The organism is Streptomyces sp. NPDC005863 (genome assembly GCF_042871345.1).
In the GTDB taxonomy this organism is placed as follows: Bacteria; Actinomycetota; Actinomycetes; order Streptomycetales; family Streptomycetaceae; genus Streptomyces.
In genome coordinates this window covers 299937-316035 of the sequence record NZ_JBIAII010000001.1, presented here as the reverse complement: position 1 = coordinate 316035, position 16099 = coordinate 299937, and the positions used below count along the sequence as shown (strand labels likewise).

Genomic DNA, 16099 nt, shown 5'->3' with positions numbered 1-16099 from the left:
TGCGGGGCACCCCGCTCACTGTCCAGTGTGCGGGGTGCCCCGACGTTTCGTACGTACGAACAAAAGCGTACGAACAAAAGGGTACGAAACTCAGCCCAGGCCGGGGTACAGCGGGTGCTTGTCGGCCAGTGCGGTGACACGGGCCTTCAGGGCGTCCGCGTCGAAGCCCGGCTTGAGGGCCTCGGCGATGATGTCGGCGACCTCGCGGAAGTCGTCCTCCTGGAAGCCGCGGGTGGCGAGCGCCGGCGTGCCGATCCGCAGGCCCGAGGTGACCATCGGGGGGCGCGGGTCGTTCGGGACGGCGTTGCGGTTGACCGTGATGCCGACCTCGTGGAGGCGGTCCTCGGCCTGCTGCCCGTCGAGCTCGGAGTCGCGCAGGTCGACCAGGACCAGGTGCACGTCCGTGCCGCCGGAGGCCACACCGACGCCGGCCGCCTTGGCGTCGTCCTGCACCAGGCGCTCGGCCAGGATGCGGGCGCCGTCCAGGGTGCGCTGCTGGCGCTCCTTGAAGTCGTCGGATGCGGCGACCTTGAAGGAGACGGCCTTGGCGGCGATCACGTGCTCCAGCGGGCCGCCCTGGAAGCCGGGGAAGACCGCGGAGTTCAGCTTCTTCGCGAACTCCTTGTCGCGGGCCAGGATGATGCCGCCGCGCGGGCCGCCGAGCGTCTTGTGCGTGGTGGAGGTGACCACGTCCGCGTACGGCACCGGGTTGGGGTGCAGTCCGGCGGCGACGAGCCCGGCGAAGTGCGCCATGTCGACCCACAGCTTGGCGCCGACCTCGTCGGCGATGCGGCGGAACTCGGCGAAGTCCAGCTGACGCGGGTAGGCGGACCAGCCCGCGATGATCACCTTCGGGCTGTTCTCCTTGGCGAGGCGCTCGACCTCGGCCATGTCGACCAGGCCGGCCTCGTCCACGTGGTAGGCGACCACGTTGAACTGCTTGCCGGAGAAGTTCAGGCGCATGCCGTGGGTGAGGTGCCCGCCGTGCGCGAGGTCGAGGCCGAGGATCGTGTCGCCGGGCTTGGCGATGGCGAACAGGGCGGCCTGGTTGGCGGAGGCGCCGGAGTGCGGCTGGACGTTGGCGTACTCGGCGCCGAACAGGTCCTTGACCCGGTCGATCGCGATCTGCTCGGTCACGTCCACGTGCTCACAGCCGCCGTAGTAGCGGCGGCCGGGGTAGCCCTCGGCGTACTTGTTGGTGAGGACGGTGCCCTGGGCCTCCATGACGGCGACCGGAGCGAAGTTCTCCGAGGCGATCATTTCCAGGGTGGACTGCTGGCGGTGGAGCTCGGCGTCGACGGCGGCGGCGACGTCCGGGTCCAGCTCGTGGAGAGGGGTGTTGAGAAGCGACATCACGCGATCCCTAACGGTATGGGTCAGCCGGCGGCGAAGGCGGTGTACTCATCGGCGGAGAGCAGGTCGCCCGGCTCGTCCGTGATGCGCACCTTGAACAGCCAACCGCCCTCGAACGGGGCGGAGTTGACCAGCGAGGGGTCGTCCACGACGTCCTGGTTGGCCTCGGTGACCTCGCCGTTCACCGGGGAGTAGAGGTCGCTGACCGACTTGGTCGACTCCAGCTCGCCACAGGTCTCGCCCGCGGTCACCGTGGAGCCGACCTCCGGAAGCTGCACGAAGACGACGTCACCGAGCGCGTTCGCGGCGTGCTCCGTGATGCCGATCGTCGACACGCCCTCCTCGGCGGCCGACAGCCACTCGTGCTCCTTGCTGTAACGCAGCTGCTGGGGGTTGCTCATGACCTGAATTCTCCTGTACGCGGGTGGGTGCTGCGGAACGGGGACGGTGTGCGGGGGGTCACGTCCGGCGCCGGGGCGCCGTGCCGCACGCCGGGCGTCACTTCTGGCGCTTGTAGAACGGCAGGGCCACGACCTCGTACGGCTCGTGGGTGCCGCGGATGTCCACGCCGACGCCCCGGGTGCCCGGGGCGGCGTGCTCGGCGTCGACGTACGCCATGGCGATCGGCTTGCCCAGCGTCGGGGACGGGGCGCCCGAGGTGACCTCGCCGATCACCTTGCCGTCGGCGACCACCGGGAAACCGGCGCGCGGCACCCGGCGGCCCTCGGCGACCAGGCCGACGAGCTTGCGCGGGGGTGCGGTCTCGGCGCGCTCGGCGGCGGCCGCGAGGGCGGCGCGGCCCACGAAGTCCCGGGCGTTCTCGGTCTGCCAGGTCTTCTCGAACTTCACGACCCGGCCGAGGCCCGCGTCGAACGGTGTCAGGCCGGCGGTCAGCTCGTGCCCGTACAGCGGCATGCCCGCCTCCAGGCGCAGCGTGTCGCGGCAGGAGAGGCCGGCCGGGACCAGACCGACGGGGGTGCCCGCCTTGAGGAGCGCGCCCCACAGCTGCTCCGCGTCGCCGGGGGCGACGAAGAGCTCGAAGCCGTCCTCGCCGGTGTAGCCGGTGCGGGCGATGAGGGCGGGGACGCCCGCGACGGTGCCCGGCAGGCCCGCGTAGTACTTCAGGCCGTCCAGGTCGGCGTCGGTGAGCTGCTTGAGGATTGCGGAGGACTCCGGGCCCTGGACGGCGAGCAGCGCGTACGCGTCCCGGTCGTCGCGGACCTCGGCGTCGAAGCCGTCGGCGCGGGCGGTCAGCGCGTCGAGCACGACCTGCGCGTTGGAGGCGTTGGCGACGACCATGTACTCGGTCTCGCCCAGGCGGTAGACGATCAGGTCGTCCAGGATCCCGCCGTCCTCGGCGACGATCATGGTGTAGCGGGCGCGGCCGACGCCGACGGAGCCGATGTTGCCGACCAGCGCGAAGTTCAGGAAGTCGGCGGCCTCGGCGCCGGTGACGGTGATCTCGCCCATGTGGGAGAGGTCGAAGAGGCCGGCCTTGGTGCGCACGGCGTTGTGCTCGTCACGCTCGCTGGCGTACCGCAGCGGCATGTCCCAGCCCGCGAAATCGGTCATGGTCGCGCCGAGCGACCTGTGCACGGCGTCGAGGGCGGTCAGACGGGGGGCAGTGCTCATGAAGGGAACTCCCAGGGCATGACGGGCGAGGTCGATCCTCCCCATCTGTCATCGGAACCTGAGAGGTTCGCCGCAAGCGTCCCGGTATCCGAGACGTACGGCTTGCACCTTGGGTGGGACCGCCGGGGCGGCCCGCTTTTCAGATGTGCCTCGCCCGCGCGGTACGGGGCCTGAGAGATTCAAGGGAGGGACTTGCTCCTTCGGCGCCCCGGACGACACAGCACCTGCTGGTCCCGGAGACTCTCCCGCGCGGATTCAAACGGCCGGTATGGAGTTGGCGGGCTCATCATTGCACGCGACCCTGTCCAGGGGGACCCGTGACCGTGCGCGGATCGCGCGGCCCGCGCACGGTTGTGCCGCATTACCTTCTCTTTACACTTGACGGGGAAGCAGTACGTGACCGCTATGGGGAGGCCGATCACGGTGCGCAGCAGGACAGGCGTCTTCGCCTCAACCACGGGGGTGGCGCTGCCCAAGCAGGTCGCCGCCCCGGCCCGGGAGAGCTGCGGCCCGCTCCCCGTGGCCGTCGTCCGCGACCTGCGCCGGCGCTCCGGCCACAGCCCGCACCGCCTCACCTTCGGCGCGGGCGACCTGGTCGTCGTCTCCGGGCTGCCCGGTGGCGGGAAGTCGACGCTCATGCGGCAGGCCGTCTCCGGCCCGCGCATCGACTCCCAGGACACCCGCGACCGCTGGGCCGGCCGGATGCCCCGCCTCCTCCCGTACGTGGTCTACCGCCCCCTGGTCCGCCTCGCGCACTACGCGGGACTGCGCCGCACCCTGCGCTCCGGGGCGGGCGTCGTGGTGCACGACTGCGGCACCCAGCCCTGGGTGCGCCGCTGGCTCGCCCGCGAGGCGGGCCGGCGCGGCGCGGCCCTGCACCTGCTGCTGCTCGACGTGCCGGTGGACACCGCGCTCGCGGGCCAGCGCGAGCGCGGCCGCGGCGTCTCCCGGTACGCCTTCGCGCGCCACCGCAGGACCGTCGGCCGGCTCGTCGACGCCGCCGAGCGCGGCGACCTGCCGCGCGGCTGCGGCTCCGCGGTGCTCCTGGACCGGGCGGCGGCGCAGGTCCTGCGGGGGATCGCCTTCGACGGCCGAACCGCCCGGCGTTAGGGTTCGAGCCGCAGGCAGAGCGGTCGCGAGCAGGGGTTGGACAGATGGACTTTCCGGCGCAGGCACACGCCCATCCGTACGCGGGATGGCCGGGCAACGAGCTGGAGGAGGTCCTCGCGGCCTCCCTCGGCGCCGCCGAATCGGCGGGCGGCCGGATCGTGGAGGTCCTCGGCCGCAGCCAGATATGGATCCCGCTGCCGAACGGCGGCGGTCCCGAAAGCGGCACCCTCGACCTGCCGACGCTGGAGATCGGGGGCCAGGCGTACGTCCCCGTCTTCACCTCCGAGCAGCAGTTCCGCCAGGCGCTCGGCGCCGCCGCCGACCGCATGGGGTGCACGGTGGCGGCCGCCGTGGAGTTCGCCCGCGGCCTGCCCCCGCAGCTGGGCATCGCGCTGAACCCGGACGGCACCGTCGGCGCCCCGCTGCCGCCCGCCGCCGTCGCCGAGCTCTGCAGGGCCGGCCGCTCCGCACTGGACGGCCCCTCCACCGGCGGCCGCGTGCGGCTCTACGAACCGGACTGGCAGGAGGAGCCGGTGGACTTCCTGGCCGCCGCCGGCCGCGAGTTCGAGGCCAGCGGCGTCGTGCTCACCGCCCGCCGCTGCCTGGCGAACGTCGAGACCGACGACCCGACGCTCTTCGTCGGCGTCGAACTCGCCACCTGGGAGGGCACCGCACGCGACCTGCCCATGGAGGCGCTCGGCCGCGCCCTCGGGCAGGCCCCGCTCCCGTGGGCGGTGAACCTCGTGCTGCTCGACGTGGCGCAGGACCCGGTGGGGGACTGGCTGCGGGCCCGGGTGCGGCCCTTCTATCAGCGCGTCGGCTGAGGCCGGGCGGCGCGCCGGGGCCGAAAGCCGCGGGCCGGGGCCACGGGCGCCGTACGAAGGGACCCGAGGTGTCGTACGTCAAGTCCGCGCCGGGATCGCCGCTTAAGCTGGTTCCATGACCCGGTCGGGGCACCTCCGTGCCCGGACGGCGGGGTGCACGGTTCGGTTGTCGGGCAGTCGGGTGCGAAGCGAAGGGGCGGTTACGGGTGAGTGCGTCGGGCACGGCCGCGGACGATGGGGCCTCCCCTGCTCGAGCGGAGTCGCGGGCTCCGGGGAAGGTCGAGCAGCTGCTGCGCCAGGTGACCCCGGGGCGCTACGACGCCTACGAGGCGCTCCTTCGCGCCCTCGCCGCCGACCAGGTGTGGATGCTGCTCTGGCACGGCCAGGCCGGCTCCCCCGACGCCCAGTACGGCAACATGGAGGTCGAAGGCCTCGGCTACGCCCCCTGTGTGACCTCCGCCCAGGAGCTCTCCGCCAGTGGCTGGAACCGCAGTTACGAGGTGGTGCGCGGCACCGACGTCGCCCGCACCCTCTACCCCGACCACTACGGCCTCTGGCTCAATCCGCACGCGCCGGGCGGCGGCGTCGGCATCCCGTGGCTGGATCTGCGCCGTATCGCCACCGGCCTCGACCTGCTGCCCGCGGGGCCCCTCCGGCTGACCGAACCGAGCATCCAGATCCCGCAGTTCTACGCGCTCCTGACGCAGAACGCGCACCGCACCCCGGTGGTCCGCTCGCTGCGCCGCGCCTGGGTGCAGCCCGCGCTCGGGGCGCCGTATCTGGCCATCGGCCTCGACGTGTACGACACCTCGCCGCCGTCGGTGGACGCCGTGCGGACGATGATGCAGCAGTCCATTCCCGCCGTCCCCGAGGGCCTGCCGGTCTCGACGGTCGCGATGTCCGACGAGGACGACCCGGTCACGATGTGGCTCCGCGCCAACGCCCGCCCCTTCTACGACCGCGAGGCACAGCCCGCCCCGGCGCCGGCCGGCGGTTACGGCTACCCGGCGCAGTACTAGCGCCGCTGAGCAGCGCCGACCGCCGCGATGTCCGTTGTGGTGCTGGTGAGGCCGTATGGGCAGGAGTGACGGCTTGCGCCCCAACTGCCCCGTGTTCGCCCCTCGTTCACTGACGTCCGGATAACGGAACACCTCGATCAGCATCACGTTTGCGCATCCTTTCCCCGTCAAGTCTGGTAACAGATCGCGACGTGGATGAAGACTCCCGCTCCAAGGGGCCTTCGCCCCATGTGTACGACGACTGATCACGTCGCTACAGCGGCAAGTGCGGGCCGGTCACCACCGGTTGAGAGGGGTCCCTGCCACGATGACGGCACCATTGCATGACACACCTGCGGACGCGGATCCGACCGAGGACGTCGCCCCCGCAGTTGATGCAGGGGTGAAGAAGGTCGAGGGGCGGTCCCTCAAGCAGATCGCCTGGAACCGCCTGAAGCGGGACAAGGTCGCCCTGGCCGGCGGCATCACGGTGCTGGTCCTGGTGCTCGTCGCCGTCTTCGCGCCTCTGATCGTGAGCCTGCTCGGCCACCCGCCCAACGACTTCCACCAGGACAAGCTGGACGAGCTGACCGGTCTGCCCACCGGCTCGCTCGGCGGGGTGAGCGGCGACTTCCTCTTCGGCGTCGAGCCCAACAAGGGCCGCGACGTCTTCAGCCGCATCGTCTTCGGAGCGCGGATCTCGCTCCTGGTGGCGTTCCTCGCGGCCATCGTCGCGGTGGCCCTCGGCACCCTCTTCGGGATCATCGCCGGTTACTTCGGCGGCTGGGTCGACGCGCTGATCAGCCGTGTGATGGACGTCCTGCTCTCGTTCCCGCAGCTGCTCTTCATCATCTCGCTGGTCTCCGTGCTCCCCGACGACCTGCTGGGCCTGGAGGGCACCAGCGTGCGCGTCGCGATCCTCGTCATGGTCATCGGCTTCTTCGGCTGGCCGTACGTCGGCCGCATCGTCCGCGGCCAGACGCTCTCGCTCCGTGAGCGCGAGTACGTGGAGGCGGCCCGCAGCCTCGGCGGCGGCAAGCGCCACATCCTCTTCCGCGAACTGCTGCCCAACCTGGTCGCGCCCATCACCGTCTACGCGACGCTGATGATCCCGACCAACATCCTCACGGAGGCGGCCCTCAGCTTCCTCGGCGCCGGCGTCAAGCCGCCGACGGCCTCCTGGGGCGGCATGCTGCGCGACGCGCTCAAGACGTACGAGCACGACCCGATGTTCATGGTCTTCCCGGGCGTCACGATCTTCATCACCGTGCTGGCCTTCAACCTCTTCGGCGACGGGCTGCGCGACGCGCTCGACCCGAAGGGGACGCGCTAGAAGGTCCCAATTGGCTTGCCCCTGCCGCATGTCAGGTGGCTTTAACCATGGTTCTCCGGCAGCACTAGGCCAGGGACCGCGATCTCGGAGGTTACGAGAAAATGCCCACAGGTTCCACGAAACGACGGCTCACCAGCGGTGCGGCCCTCGTCGTCGCGGCGCTGGTGACCACCACGGCGTGCGGCGGCGGTGACGGTGGCGACAGCGACTCGAAGGGTGCCGGCTACAACGCGGCGCTGAACAAGATCGCCAACCCTTCCAAGAAGAAGGGGGGCACGCTGAAGATGGTCGGCAAGCAGGACCTCGACTCCGCCGACCCCCAGCGTGCCTACTACGGCATGACGTGGGACTTCATGCGCTTCTACACCCGGCAGCTGGTGACCTACGACACCAAGCCGGGCAAGGCGGGCACGAAGCTGGTCCCGGACCTCGCCACCTCCACCGCGAAGATCTCCGACGACGGCAAGACCTACACGTACAAGCTGCGTGACGGCCTGACGTGGGAGGACGGCTCCAAGCTGACCTCCAAGGACATCAAGTACGGCATCGAGCGCACCTGGGCGACGGACACCATCACCGGTGGTCCGGGCTACATCCGCCAGACGCTCGACCCCAAGGGCAAGTACAAGGGCCCCTACAAGGACAAGGGCGGCCTCGACGCGATCGAGACCCCCGACGACCAGACGATCATCTTCAAGCTGCCCAAGCGCAACGGCGACTTCGAGCAGTTCCTGGCCATGCCCACCGGCTCGCCGGTGAAGGAGGCCAAGGACACCAAGGCCAAGTACACCCAGCGACCGTTCTCCGCGGGCCCGTACAAGTTCAAGGAGTACAAGTCCAACAAGAAGATCGTGCTGGTCCGCAACGACAAGTGGAAGAAGTCCTCGGACCCGATCCGCGCGGCCCTGCCCGACGTCATCGACGTGACGATCTCCGCCAACCAGGAGGAGAACGACAAGAAGCTGATGGAGGGTGACTTCGACGTCGACCTCAACGGCACGGGCATGACTCAGTCCGGCCGCGTCAGCGCCGTCACCGACCACCGCGGCAACGTCGACAACATGCACACGTCCTTCGTGCGCTACGTCGCTCTGATCCACAACGCCAAGCCGTTCGACAACGTGCACTGCCGCAAGGCCGTGTTCTACGCGACCGACTTCGCGAGCCTGCAGCAGACCCGCGGCGGCAAGGTCGCGGCCGGCGACATCGCCAACAGCACCTTCCCCGTGGCGATCCCGGGCTACAGCAAGTACGACCCGTACGGCGTCCTCGCGCGCAAGGGCAAGCCGGACGTCGCCAAGGCCAAGGACGAGCTGAAGCAGTGCGACAAGCCCGGCGGCTTCACCACCAAGCTCACCGCCCGCAGCAACAACCCGGGTGAGGTCGACGCGGCCGAGGCGCTTCAGGAGTCCCTGAAGAAGGTCGGCATCAACGTCCAGGTCGACTCCCTCGACGGCGCCGACACCTCCAGCATCACCGGCTCGCCGTCCGTCGTGAAGAAGCGCGGCTACGGCATGACGATGAGCGGCTGGGGCCCGGACTTCCCGTCCGGCCAGGGCTACGCGCAGCCGCTGTTCGACAGCCGCTTCCTGAACCCGACCGGCAACTACAACGAGTCGCAGATCAAGGACAAGAAGGTCGACGCCCTCTTCGACGAGGCCATCTCGAAGACCGACCCGGCCGAGGCCGGCGAGGTCTACAAGAAGCTCGACAAGAAGATCCTCGACCAGGCCGACTGGATGCCCTTCCTCTACGAGAAGAACATCACCTGGCGCGGGTCGCGGCTGACCAACGCCTACATGTCCGACGGCTACAACGGCCGTTACGACTACGCCTCGCTCGGCGTCAAGAAGTAACACCCGTCGAGCAACACCCGTCCGGGCAACCGCAGTTGATCGTCCTACCGCCGCCGAATCCCGCCAGTCCGAAGGGCAGGTGATGGCCCCGGGCGGTGGCCGGAGCTCCTCACAAGGGGGCTTCGGCCACCGCCGGGCCGCGCACAGTGCTTGCTTATCTCATCCGGCGCCTGATCGCCGTAATCATCATGGTGCTGGTCGTACTGCTCGCGACCTTCACCGTCTTCTTCATGCTGCCCAAGTGGGCGGGACAGGACATCGCCGTCCTCTTCGCCGGCAAGGCCACCGGAGCCGAGCAGATCGAAGGCATCCGGACCAAACTGGGACTCGACGACCCGCTGCTCGTCCAGTTCTGGGAGTTCATCAAGGGCATCCCGATGGGCCGCGACTACGTCAACGGCAGTGACGTCACGCACTGCCCGGCGCCCTGCTTCGGCTACTCCTTCCGCACCGAGGCGCCCGTCTGGGAGACCCTCAAGGACGCGCTGCCCGTCACCGGTGCGCTCGCCGCGGGCGCCTGCGTCCTGTGGCTCGCCGCGGGTGTCGCCACCGGTGTGGTCTCCGCCCTCAAGCGGGGTTCCATCTGGGACCGCTCCGCGATGACCGTCGCCCTCGGCGGCGTCTCGCTCCCTGTCTTCTTCACCGGCATGATCGCGATGGGCATCTTCGTCCACAACCTCGGCTGGGTGAAGATCGCGGACAGCCTCAGTACCGAGGACTCGGCAGGGGTCTGGCTCCAGACACTGATCCTGCCGTGGATCGTGCTCGCCTTCCTCAACGCCGCGATGTACGCCCGCCTCACCCGCGCCACCATGCTCGAAGTGCTCGGCGAGGACTACATCCGCACCGCGCGCGCCAAGGGGCTCGGTGAGGCCACCGTCATCCGCAGACACGCGCTGCGCTCCGCGATGACGCCGATCCTCACCGTCTTCGGACTCGACCTCGGCGTCCTGATGGGCGGCGCCGTGCTCACCGAGTCCACGTTCAACCTGCCGGGGCTCGGCCTCGAAGCGGTCAGGGCCATCAGCAGCAAGGACCTGCCCGTGATTCTCGGCGTGACCCTGTGCGCGGCGCTCGCGATCGCCGTGGCCAACCTCGTCGTCGACCTTATGTACGCCGTCATCGACCCGCGAGTGAGGCTGGGATGACCGAACTGTCCAAGAGCGGAGCCGCGGTGGGCGAGCCCGTCGCCGCCGCGGCCGCTCCCTCCGCCTTCCTCGAGGTGCGCGACCTCAAGGTGCACTTCCCGACCGACGACGGCGTGGTCAAGTCCGTCGACGGGCTCAGCTTCCAGCTGGAGAAGGGCAAGACCCTCGGCATCGTGGGCGAGTCCGGCTCCGGCAAGTCGGTGACCTCGCTGGGCATCCTCGGGCTGCACACCGCCGGGCAGTACGGCGCCCGCAAGGCGCGGATCTCCGGCGAGATCTGGCTGGACGGCAAGGAGCTGCTCGGCGCCCCGGCGGACGAGGTGCGCAGGCTGCGCGGCCGCGAGATGGCGATGATCTTCCAGGATCCGCTCTCCGCGCTGCACCCGTACTACTCCATCGGCAAGCAGATCACCGAGGCGTACCGGGTCCACAACGACGTCGACAAGAAGACCGCCCGCAGGCGCGCCATCGAGATGCTCGACCGCGTGGGCATCCCGCAGCCGGACAAGCGGGTGGACTCCTACCCGCACGAGTTCTCCGGCGGCATGCGCCAGCGCGCGATGATCGCCATGGCGCTCGTGAACAACCCCGAACTGCTCATCGCGGACGAGCCGACCACCGCCCTTGACGTGACCGTCCAGGCGCAGATCCTCGACCTCATCCGGGATCTGCAGAAGGAGTTCGGCTCCGCCGTCATCATGATCACGCACGACCTGGGCGTCGTCGCCGAGATGGCCGACGAGCTCCTGGTCATGTACGGCGGCCGGTGCGTCGAGCGCGGCAGCGCAGAGCGGGTCTTCTACGAGCCCCAGCACCCCTACACCTGGGGCCTGTTGGGCTCGATGCCGCGCATCGACCGCGAGGAGACCGAGCGGCTCATCCCGGTCAAGGGCTCCCCGCCCAGCCTGATCAACCTGCCGAGCGGCTGCGCCTTCAACCCGCGCTGCCCCTACGCGGACATCCCCAAGGACCAGATCACCCGGAGCGAGCGTCCGGAGCTGCGGCTCGTGGCCGAGGGGCACTACTCGGCCTGCCACATGTCGCAGGACGAGCGCACCCGGATCTGGACCGAAGAGATTGCGCCGAAGCTGTGAACGATGACGTGAAGGGCCAGGAGATGACGATCCCGGCGCAGACGAAGAGCTCGCCCGAGCCGCTGCTCAAGGTCGACGGCCTGGTGAAGCACTTCCCCATCAAGAAGGGGCTGCTCCAGCGCCAGGTGGCGGCCGTGCAGGCGGTCGACGGGCTCTCCTTCGACGTACGCCCCGGTGAGACGCTCGGCGTGGTCGGCGAGTCCGGCTGCGGCAAGTCGACGATGGGCCGGCTGATCACCCGGCTGCTCGAACCGACCGGCGGGCGCGTCGAGTTCGAGGGCACGGACATCACGCACCTGAACACGGGGCGGATGCGTCCGCTGCGCCGCGACGTGCAGATGATCTTCCAGGACCCGTACTCGTCGCTGAATCCCCGGCACACCATCGGCACCATCGTCGGCGCGCCCTTCCAGCTCCAGGGCGTCAAGCCCGAGGGCGGCGTGAAGAAGACCGTGCAGGAGATGCTGGAGCGCGTCGGGCTCAACCCCGAGCACTACAACCGCTATCCGCACGAGTTCTCCGGCGGCCAGCGCCAGCGCATCGGCATCGCGCGGGCGCTCGCCCTGCGGCCCAAGCTGGTCGTGGCGGACGAGCCGGTCTCCGCGCTCGACGTGTCCATCCAGGCCCAGGTGGTCAACCTCCTGGACGACCTGCAGGACGAGCTCGGCCTCACGTACGTGATCATCGCGCACGACCTGTCGGTCATCCGGCACGTCTCGGACCGCATCGCGGTGATGTACCTGGGCAAGATCGTGGAGCTGGCGGACCGCAAGGACCTCTACTCCACGCCGATGCACCCGTACACCAAGGCACTGCTCTCCGCGGTGCCGGTGCCGGATCCCAGGCGGCGCGGCGTCAAGAGCGAGCGCATCCTGCTCCGCGGCGACGTCCCCTCGCCGATCGACCCGCCCACCGGTTGCCGCTTCCACACGCGGTGCTGGAAGGCGACGCAGATCTGCAAGACCAAGGAGCCGCCGCTGGTCGCGCTCGCCGGCGGGCACCAGGTGGCCTGCCACCACCCGGAGAACGCCGCGGACCAGGCGCCCGAGGACACCGAGCTGCTCTCGGTGGCCAAGGAGGCGATCGACGTGGTGACGGTGGCCCCGAAGGCGACGGAGGCGAAGCCGGAGCCCGCGAAGGCGGAGCCCGTCAAGAAGGCGGAGCCCGTCAAGAAGGCGGAGCCCGTAAAGAAGGCCGAGCCCGCGAAGGACGAGGGCCAGAAGTCGACTGAGTCGTAAGGCAAGTTGACCCGGGCGAAGTACGCGCCCCAGGTCATGTACATGCCCCAGCGGGAGAGTGCAGAGTCTGCGTGTCCGTCGCCACGGACACGGACCCCATCGGAACGCGTTCGAAGGGAAGACTCATGGCACTCTCCCGTTCGGCACGTCTGGGCGCGCTCGCCACCGCGGCGCTCTCGTTCTGTCTGATCGCCGCCGCCCCCGCGCCCCACCCCGGCGCCGACGGCATCGGCGACCCGTACTTCCCGCAGCTCGGCAACGGCGGCTTCGACGTACGCCATTACGGTCTCGACGTCGCGTACGACCCCGGCACCGACCGCCTCGACGGCCGCACCACGATCACCGCGCGCGCCACCCGGAACCTGTCCTCCTTCGACCTGGACCTGCAGAAGCTGACGGTCACCCGGATCGAAGTGAACGGCAGACGCGCGCAGTTCACCCGCGCCGACGACGAGATCCGCATCACGCCGCGCGAGGCCCTGCGCAAGAACAGGACCTTCACGGTGACGGTCACCTACGGCGGCGTGCCCGAACCGCTCACCGGCCCCATAGTCTTCGGCTCCGACTACGGCTGGATGAAGACGGCCGACGGCGTCTTCGTCGCCTGCGAGCCCAACGCCGCGTCCACCTGGTTCCCGTCCAGCGACCACCCCTCCGACAAGGCCGCCTTCGACATCCGCATCACGGCGCCCAAGGGCCTCACCTCGGTCTCCAACGGCCGCCTGGTGGGCACGTACGGCAAGGGCGGGCAGCGCGTCGCACACTGGCGCTCGACCAAGCCGATGGCGACCTATCTCGCGACCGCCACCATCGGGAAGTTCGACGTGCGCACCGGGAAGACCCCGGCCGGCACGCCGATCTACGTGGCCGTCGACCCGACGCTGCCCGCCGGCGACGTCGACGTGTACGGCATCACGGCCGAGGTCACCGACCACTGGTCCGAGGTGTTCGGCCCGTACCCCTTCGAGGAGACCGGCGCGATCGTCGACGACATGCCGCAGGCCGGCTTCTCCCTGGAGACCCAGACCAAGCCGATCTACTCGGCGGTGCGCTCGGAGGGCACGATCGTGCACGAGCTGACCCACCAGTGGTTCGGCGACGCCGTCTCGCCCCACCAGTGGAAGGACATCTGGCTCAACGAGGGCTTCGCGACGTACGGGCCCTGGCTGTGGGGCGAGCACAAGGGGCGCGGCTCGGCGCACGACGCCTTCCGGGCCGCCTACGACTCCCGCCTCGCCGACTCCGCGTTCTGGCAGACCGTCGTCGGCGACCCGCAGCGCGACACGATGTTCGCCTCGGCCGTCTACCAACGCGGCGCGATGACCCTGCAGGTCCTCAGGGAGCGCATCGGCGACAAGGACTTCTTCAGGCTCCTGCGCGCCTGGGTGAAGGAGCACCGGTACGGCGACGCGAGCACCGCCGACTTCGTCCGCCTCGCCGAGAAGATCTCCGGCGAACAGCTCGACGGGCTCTTCCGCACCTGGCTGTTCACGAAGGGGAAGCCGGCGCTTCCCGCGCGGTGACCCGCCAGCCGCCGACCTCGCGGTACCCGGAGTCGTACACGGCCTCACCGGCGCCGGGCTCCAGCGCGTAGTGCTTCAGGTTGCCGCCCCAGTACCGCAGGATCCGCCCCAGCTCGTCGGCGGCCTTCCCCTCGAAGGCCGCCTCACCCAGGTCGACCTCCAGCACGAACTTCATCTCCCGCACTCCCTCCGCCGACGGCCCGGCCGCTCCGGAACCACCTCCTTCAACTTTCTCATTGAAGTCCTTGTTGGGACTTTTCCGTCCCAAGCCCTCGGCATACGGGCCACTGGGGCCGAAAAGCCCCAACTCCGGGTGACGGCGGCGGCGGTGCCGCGCCGTGCGCGGGTAAGAATGGCGCGTGCTCCAGGATCTGTTCACCCCCTCCGTCCAGCACTCGCTCGACATCGTGGGGATCTTCGTCTTCGCGATCTCCGGCGCGCTGCTCGCCGTGCGCAAGAACTTCGACGTCTTCGGCATCGCCGTGCTCGCCGAGGTCACCGCGCTGGGCGGGGGACTCTTCCGCGACCTGGTCATCGGGGCGGTGCCGCCGGCCGCCTTCACCGACCTCGGCTACTTCATCACCCCGCTGTTCGCGGCCGCGCTGGTCTTCTTCCTGCACCCGGAGGTGGAGCGCACCCAGCTCGCCGTGAACGTCTTCGACGCGGCCGGGCTCGGCCTGTTCTGCGTCTCGGGCACGACCAAGGCGTACGACTACGGCCTCGGCCTCACCGCGTCGGCCGCCCTCGGCCTGATGACCGCGGTGGGTGGCGGCGTGCTGCGCGACATCGTCGCCAACGAGGTGCCCTCGCTGGTCCGCTGGGACCGGGACCTGTACGCCGTGCCCGCCATCGTGGGCGCCACGATGGTCGCCCTGTGCATCGAGTTCGACGTCCTCACGGCCTTCACCAGCGGCTTCGCCGCCGTGACCGCGTTCGTCCTGCGGCTGCTCGCGCTGCACTACCACTGGCGGGCCCCGCGCGCCTGGAACCGCCGGTCCACGGCGGTGGAGGCGGAGGCGAAGGAGACGCCGTAGCGGTGGCCGAAGGGCGGGCTGGCAGAAAAAGCTACCGCTCAGTAGTTTCCTGTTGTACGTTGCTGGCATGGCAACGGCAGCATCGGAGGCGGCGGTGTCCTCCATCCCGGGAACGGCGCACGCGACCATCGGCGACAGCGAGTTCGACCGCGACACCGCGCTCACCCGCCGGGAGCCGGGGGTCTACGACACCGAGCTCTCCGCGGGCTGGACCATCATCAACGCCGTCAACGGCGGCTACCTCCTCGCCGTGCTCGGCCGCGCGCTCGCGGACGCCCTGCCGCACGCCGACCCCTTCACCGTCTCCGCGCACTACCTCACGGCGTCGCACCCCGGCCCCGCCGTGGTCCGCACCGAGGTGGTGCGCGCGGGCCGTTCTCTCTCCACCGGCCAGGCCTCGCTGTTCCAGTACGACGAGGAGGGCCGCGAGGTGGAGCGGATCCGCGTCCTCGCCTCGTACGGCGACCTCGACGCGCTGCCCGACGACGTCCGCACCACCGCGGAGCCGCCCGCCCTCCCGCCGCTCGACCAGTGCTTCGGCGCGCAGGACGCTCCGGACCATCGCCCGGTGCCCGGCAGTTCGGCCATCGCCGACCGTCTCTTCCTCAAGCTCGACCCGGCCACGCTCGGCTGGGCGCTCGGACAGCCGTCCGGCAAGGGCGAGATGCGGGGCTGGTTCGGCCTCGCGGACGGCCGCCCCGCGGACCCGCTGTCGCTCCTGCTCACCGTCGACGCGCTGCCGCCGACCGCCTTCGAGATGGGTCTCACCGGCTGGGTGCCGACCGTGGAGCTGACGGTCCACGTCCGCCGCCGCCCGGCCCCGGGCCCGCTGCGCGTCGCCATCACCACCCGCAACCTCGCCGGCGGCTTCCTGGAGGAGGACGCGGAGGTCTGGGACACCGAGGACCACCTGGTGGCCCAGTCGCGGCAGCTGGCGCGGGTGCGGCTGGGCTGAC

The 16099-nt window shown here is 70.1% G+C and carries 15 protein-coding genes and 1 riboswitch; of the genes, 11 read left to right on the top strand and 4 right to left on the bottom strand.

The genetic code is table 11. The features are described from left to right. Nucleotides 1–90: 90 nt before the first annotated feature. From glyA to gcvT, 3 genes are all read right to left on the bottom strand, one after another. The gene (gene glyA / locus ACFYO9_RS01370) at nucleotides 91–1353 is read right to left on the bottom strand and encodes a serine hydroxymethyltransferase (protein ID WP_358774078.1); all 1263 of its coding nucleotides are present in this window, start codon (nucleotides 1351–1353) and stop codon (nucleotides 91–93) included. A gap of 23 nt (nucleotides 1354–1376) precedes the next feature. After that, on the bottom strand, nucleotides 1377–1754 hold the full coding sequence (gene gcvH / locus ACFYO9_RS01365; RefSeq protein WP_355816355.1) for a glycine cleavage system protein GcvH: 378 nt from the start codon (nucleotides 1752–1754) through the stop codon (nucleotides 1377–1379). Between the two features lie 97 nt (nucleotides 1755–1851). Beyond that, nucleotides 1852–2985, bottom strand: a complete 1134-nt coding sequence (gcvT, locus tag ACFYO9_RS01360; protein ID WP_358774076.1) for a glycine cleavage system aminomethyltransferase GcvT — start codon at nucleotides 2983–2985, stop codon at nucleotides 1852–1854. Between the two features lie 149 nt (nucleotides 2986–3134). Beyond that, nucleotides 3135–3243, bottom strand: a riboswitch (glycine riboswitch). Between the two features lie 147 nt (nucleotides 3244–3390). Here gcvT and ACFYO9_RS01355 point away from each other — a divergent pair. The 9 genes from ACFYO9_RS01355 to ACFYO9_RS01315 all read left to right on the top strand — a co-directional run bounded on the left by ACFYO9_RS01355 (nucleotide 3391) and on the right by ACFYO9_RS01315 (nucleotide 14109). Further along, nucleotides 3391–4095, top strand: coding sequence for an AAA family ATPase (locus tag ACFYO9_RS01355; RefSeq protein ID WP_358774146.1), 705 nt, complete (start codon nucleotides 3391–3393; stop codon nucleotides 4093–4095). 44 nt (nucleotides 4096–4139) lie between these two features. Continuing rightward, a complete protein-coding gene (locus tag ACFYO9_RS01350) occupies nucleotides 4140–4919 on the top strand; it encodes an enhanced serine sensitivity protein SseB (RefSeq protein ID WP_358774074.1) in 780 nt (259 codons plus the stop codon). Between the two features lie 206 nt (nucleotides 4920–5125). Continuing rightward, a complete protein-coding gene (locus tag ACFYO9_RS01345; protein ID WP_388665886.1) occupies nucleotides 5126–5938 on the top strand; it encodes an enhanced serine sensitivity protein SseB C-terminal domain-containing protein in 813 nt (270 codons plus the stop codon). A 307-nt stretch (nucleotides 5939–6245) separates the two neighbouring features. Then, nucleotides 6246–7250 carry an ABC transporter permease gene (locus tag ACFYO9_RS01340; protein WP_355816363.1) on the top strand — a complete coding sequence of 335 codons (1005 nt, stop codon included), beginning with the start codon at nucleotides 6246–6248 and terminating at the stop codon, nucleotides 7248–7250. 101 nt (nucleotides 7251–7351) lie between these two features. Next, nucleotides 7352–9106, top strand: a complete 1755-nt coding sequence (locus ACFYO9_RS01335; protein WP_355816366.1) for an ABC transporter substrate-binding protein — start codon at nucleotides 7352–7354, stop codon at nucleotides 9104–9106. Nucleotides 9107–9252: 146 nt separating this feature from the next. Beyond that, nucleotides 9253–10254 (top strand): ABC transporter permease, encoded by a 1002-nt coding sequence (locus tag ACFYO9_RS01330; RefSeq protein WP_355816369.1) that lies wholly within the window; start codon nucleotides 9253–9255, stop codon nucleotides 10252–10254. Continuing rightward, nucleotides 10251–11348 (top strand): ABC transporter ATP-binding protein, encoded by a 1098-nt coding sequence (locus ACFYO9_RS01325; RefSeq protein WP_355816372.1) that lies wholly within the window; start codon nucleotides 10251–10253, stop codon nucleotides 11346–11348. Before ACFYO9_RS01330 ends, ACFYO9_RS01325 begins: the two co-directional genes overlap by 4 nt. A 23-nt stretch (nucleotides 11349–11371) precedes the next feature. Continuing rightward, a complete protein-coding gene (locus ACFYO9_RS01320; protein ID WP_358774142.1) occupies nucleotides 11372–12586 on the top strand; it encodes a dipeptide ABC transporter ATP-binding protein in 1215 nt (404 codons plus the stop codon). Nucleotides 12587–12711: 125 nt separating this feature from the next. Then, the gene (locus tag ACFYO9_RS01315; protein WP_358774071.1) at nucleotides 12712–14109 is read left to right on the top strand and encodes a M1 family metallopeptidase; all 1398 of its coding nucleotides are present in this window, start codon (nucleotides 12712–12714) and stop codon (nucleotides 14107–14109) included. Here ACFYO9_RS01315 and ACFYO9_RS01310 read toward each other — a convergent pair. Beyond that, entirely contained in the window at nucleotides 14075–14284 is a 210-nt protein-coding gene (locus tag ACFYO9_RS01310; RefSeq protein WP_358709403.1) for a hypothetical protein, read from the bottom strand. The genes ACFYO9_RS01315 and ACFYO9_RS01310 overlap by 35 nt on opposite strands. A 184-nt stretch (nucleotides 14285–14468) precedes the next feature. Between ACFYO9_RS01310 and ACFYO9_RS01305 the strand changes: the two genes are divergently transcribed. Beyond that, complete coding sequence (locus tag ACFYO9_RS01305) at nucleotides 14469–15143, top strand: trimeric intracellular cation channel family protein (protein WP_355816380.1); 675 nt, start codon at nucleotides 14469–14471, stop codon at nucleotides 15141–15143. 67 nt (nucleotides 15144–15210) lie between these two features. Further along, a complete protein-coding gene (locus ACFYO9_RS01300; protein ID WP_358774069.1) occupies nucleotides 15211–16098 on the top strand; it encodes a thioesterase family protein in 888 nt (295 codons plus the stop codon). Nucleotide 16099 lies beyond the last annotated feature (1 nt).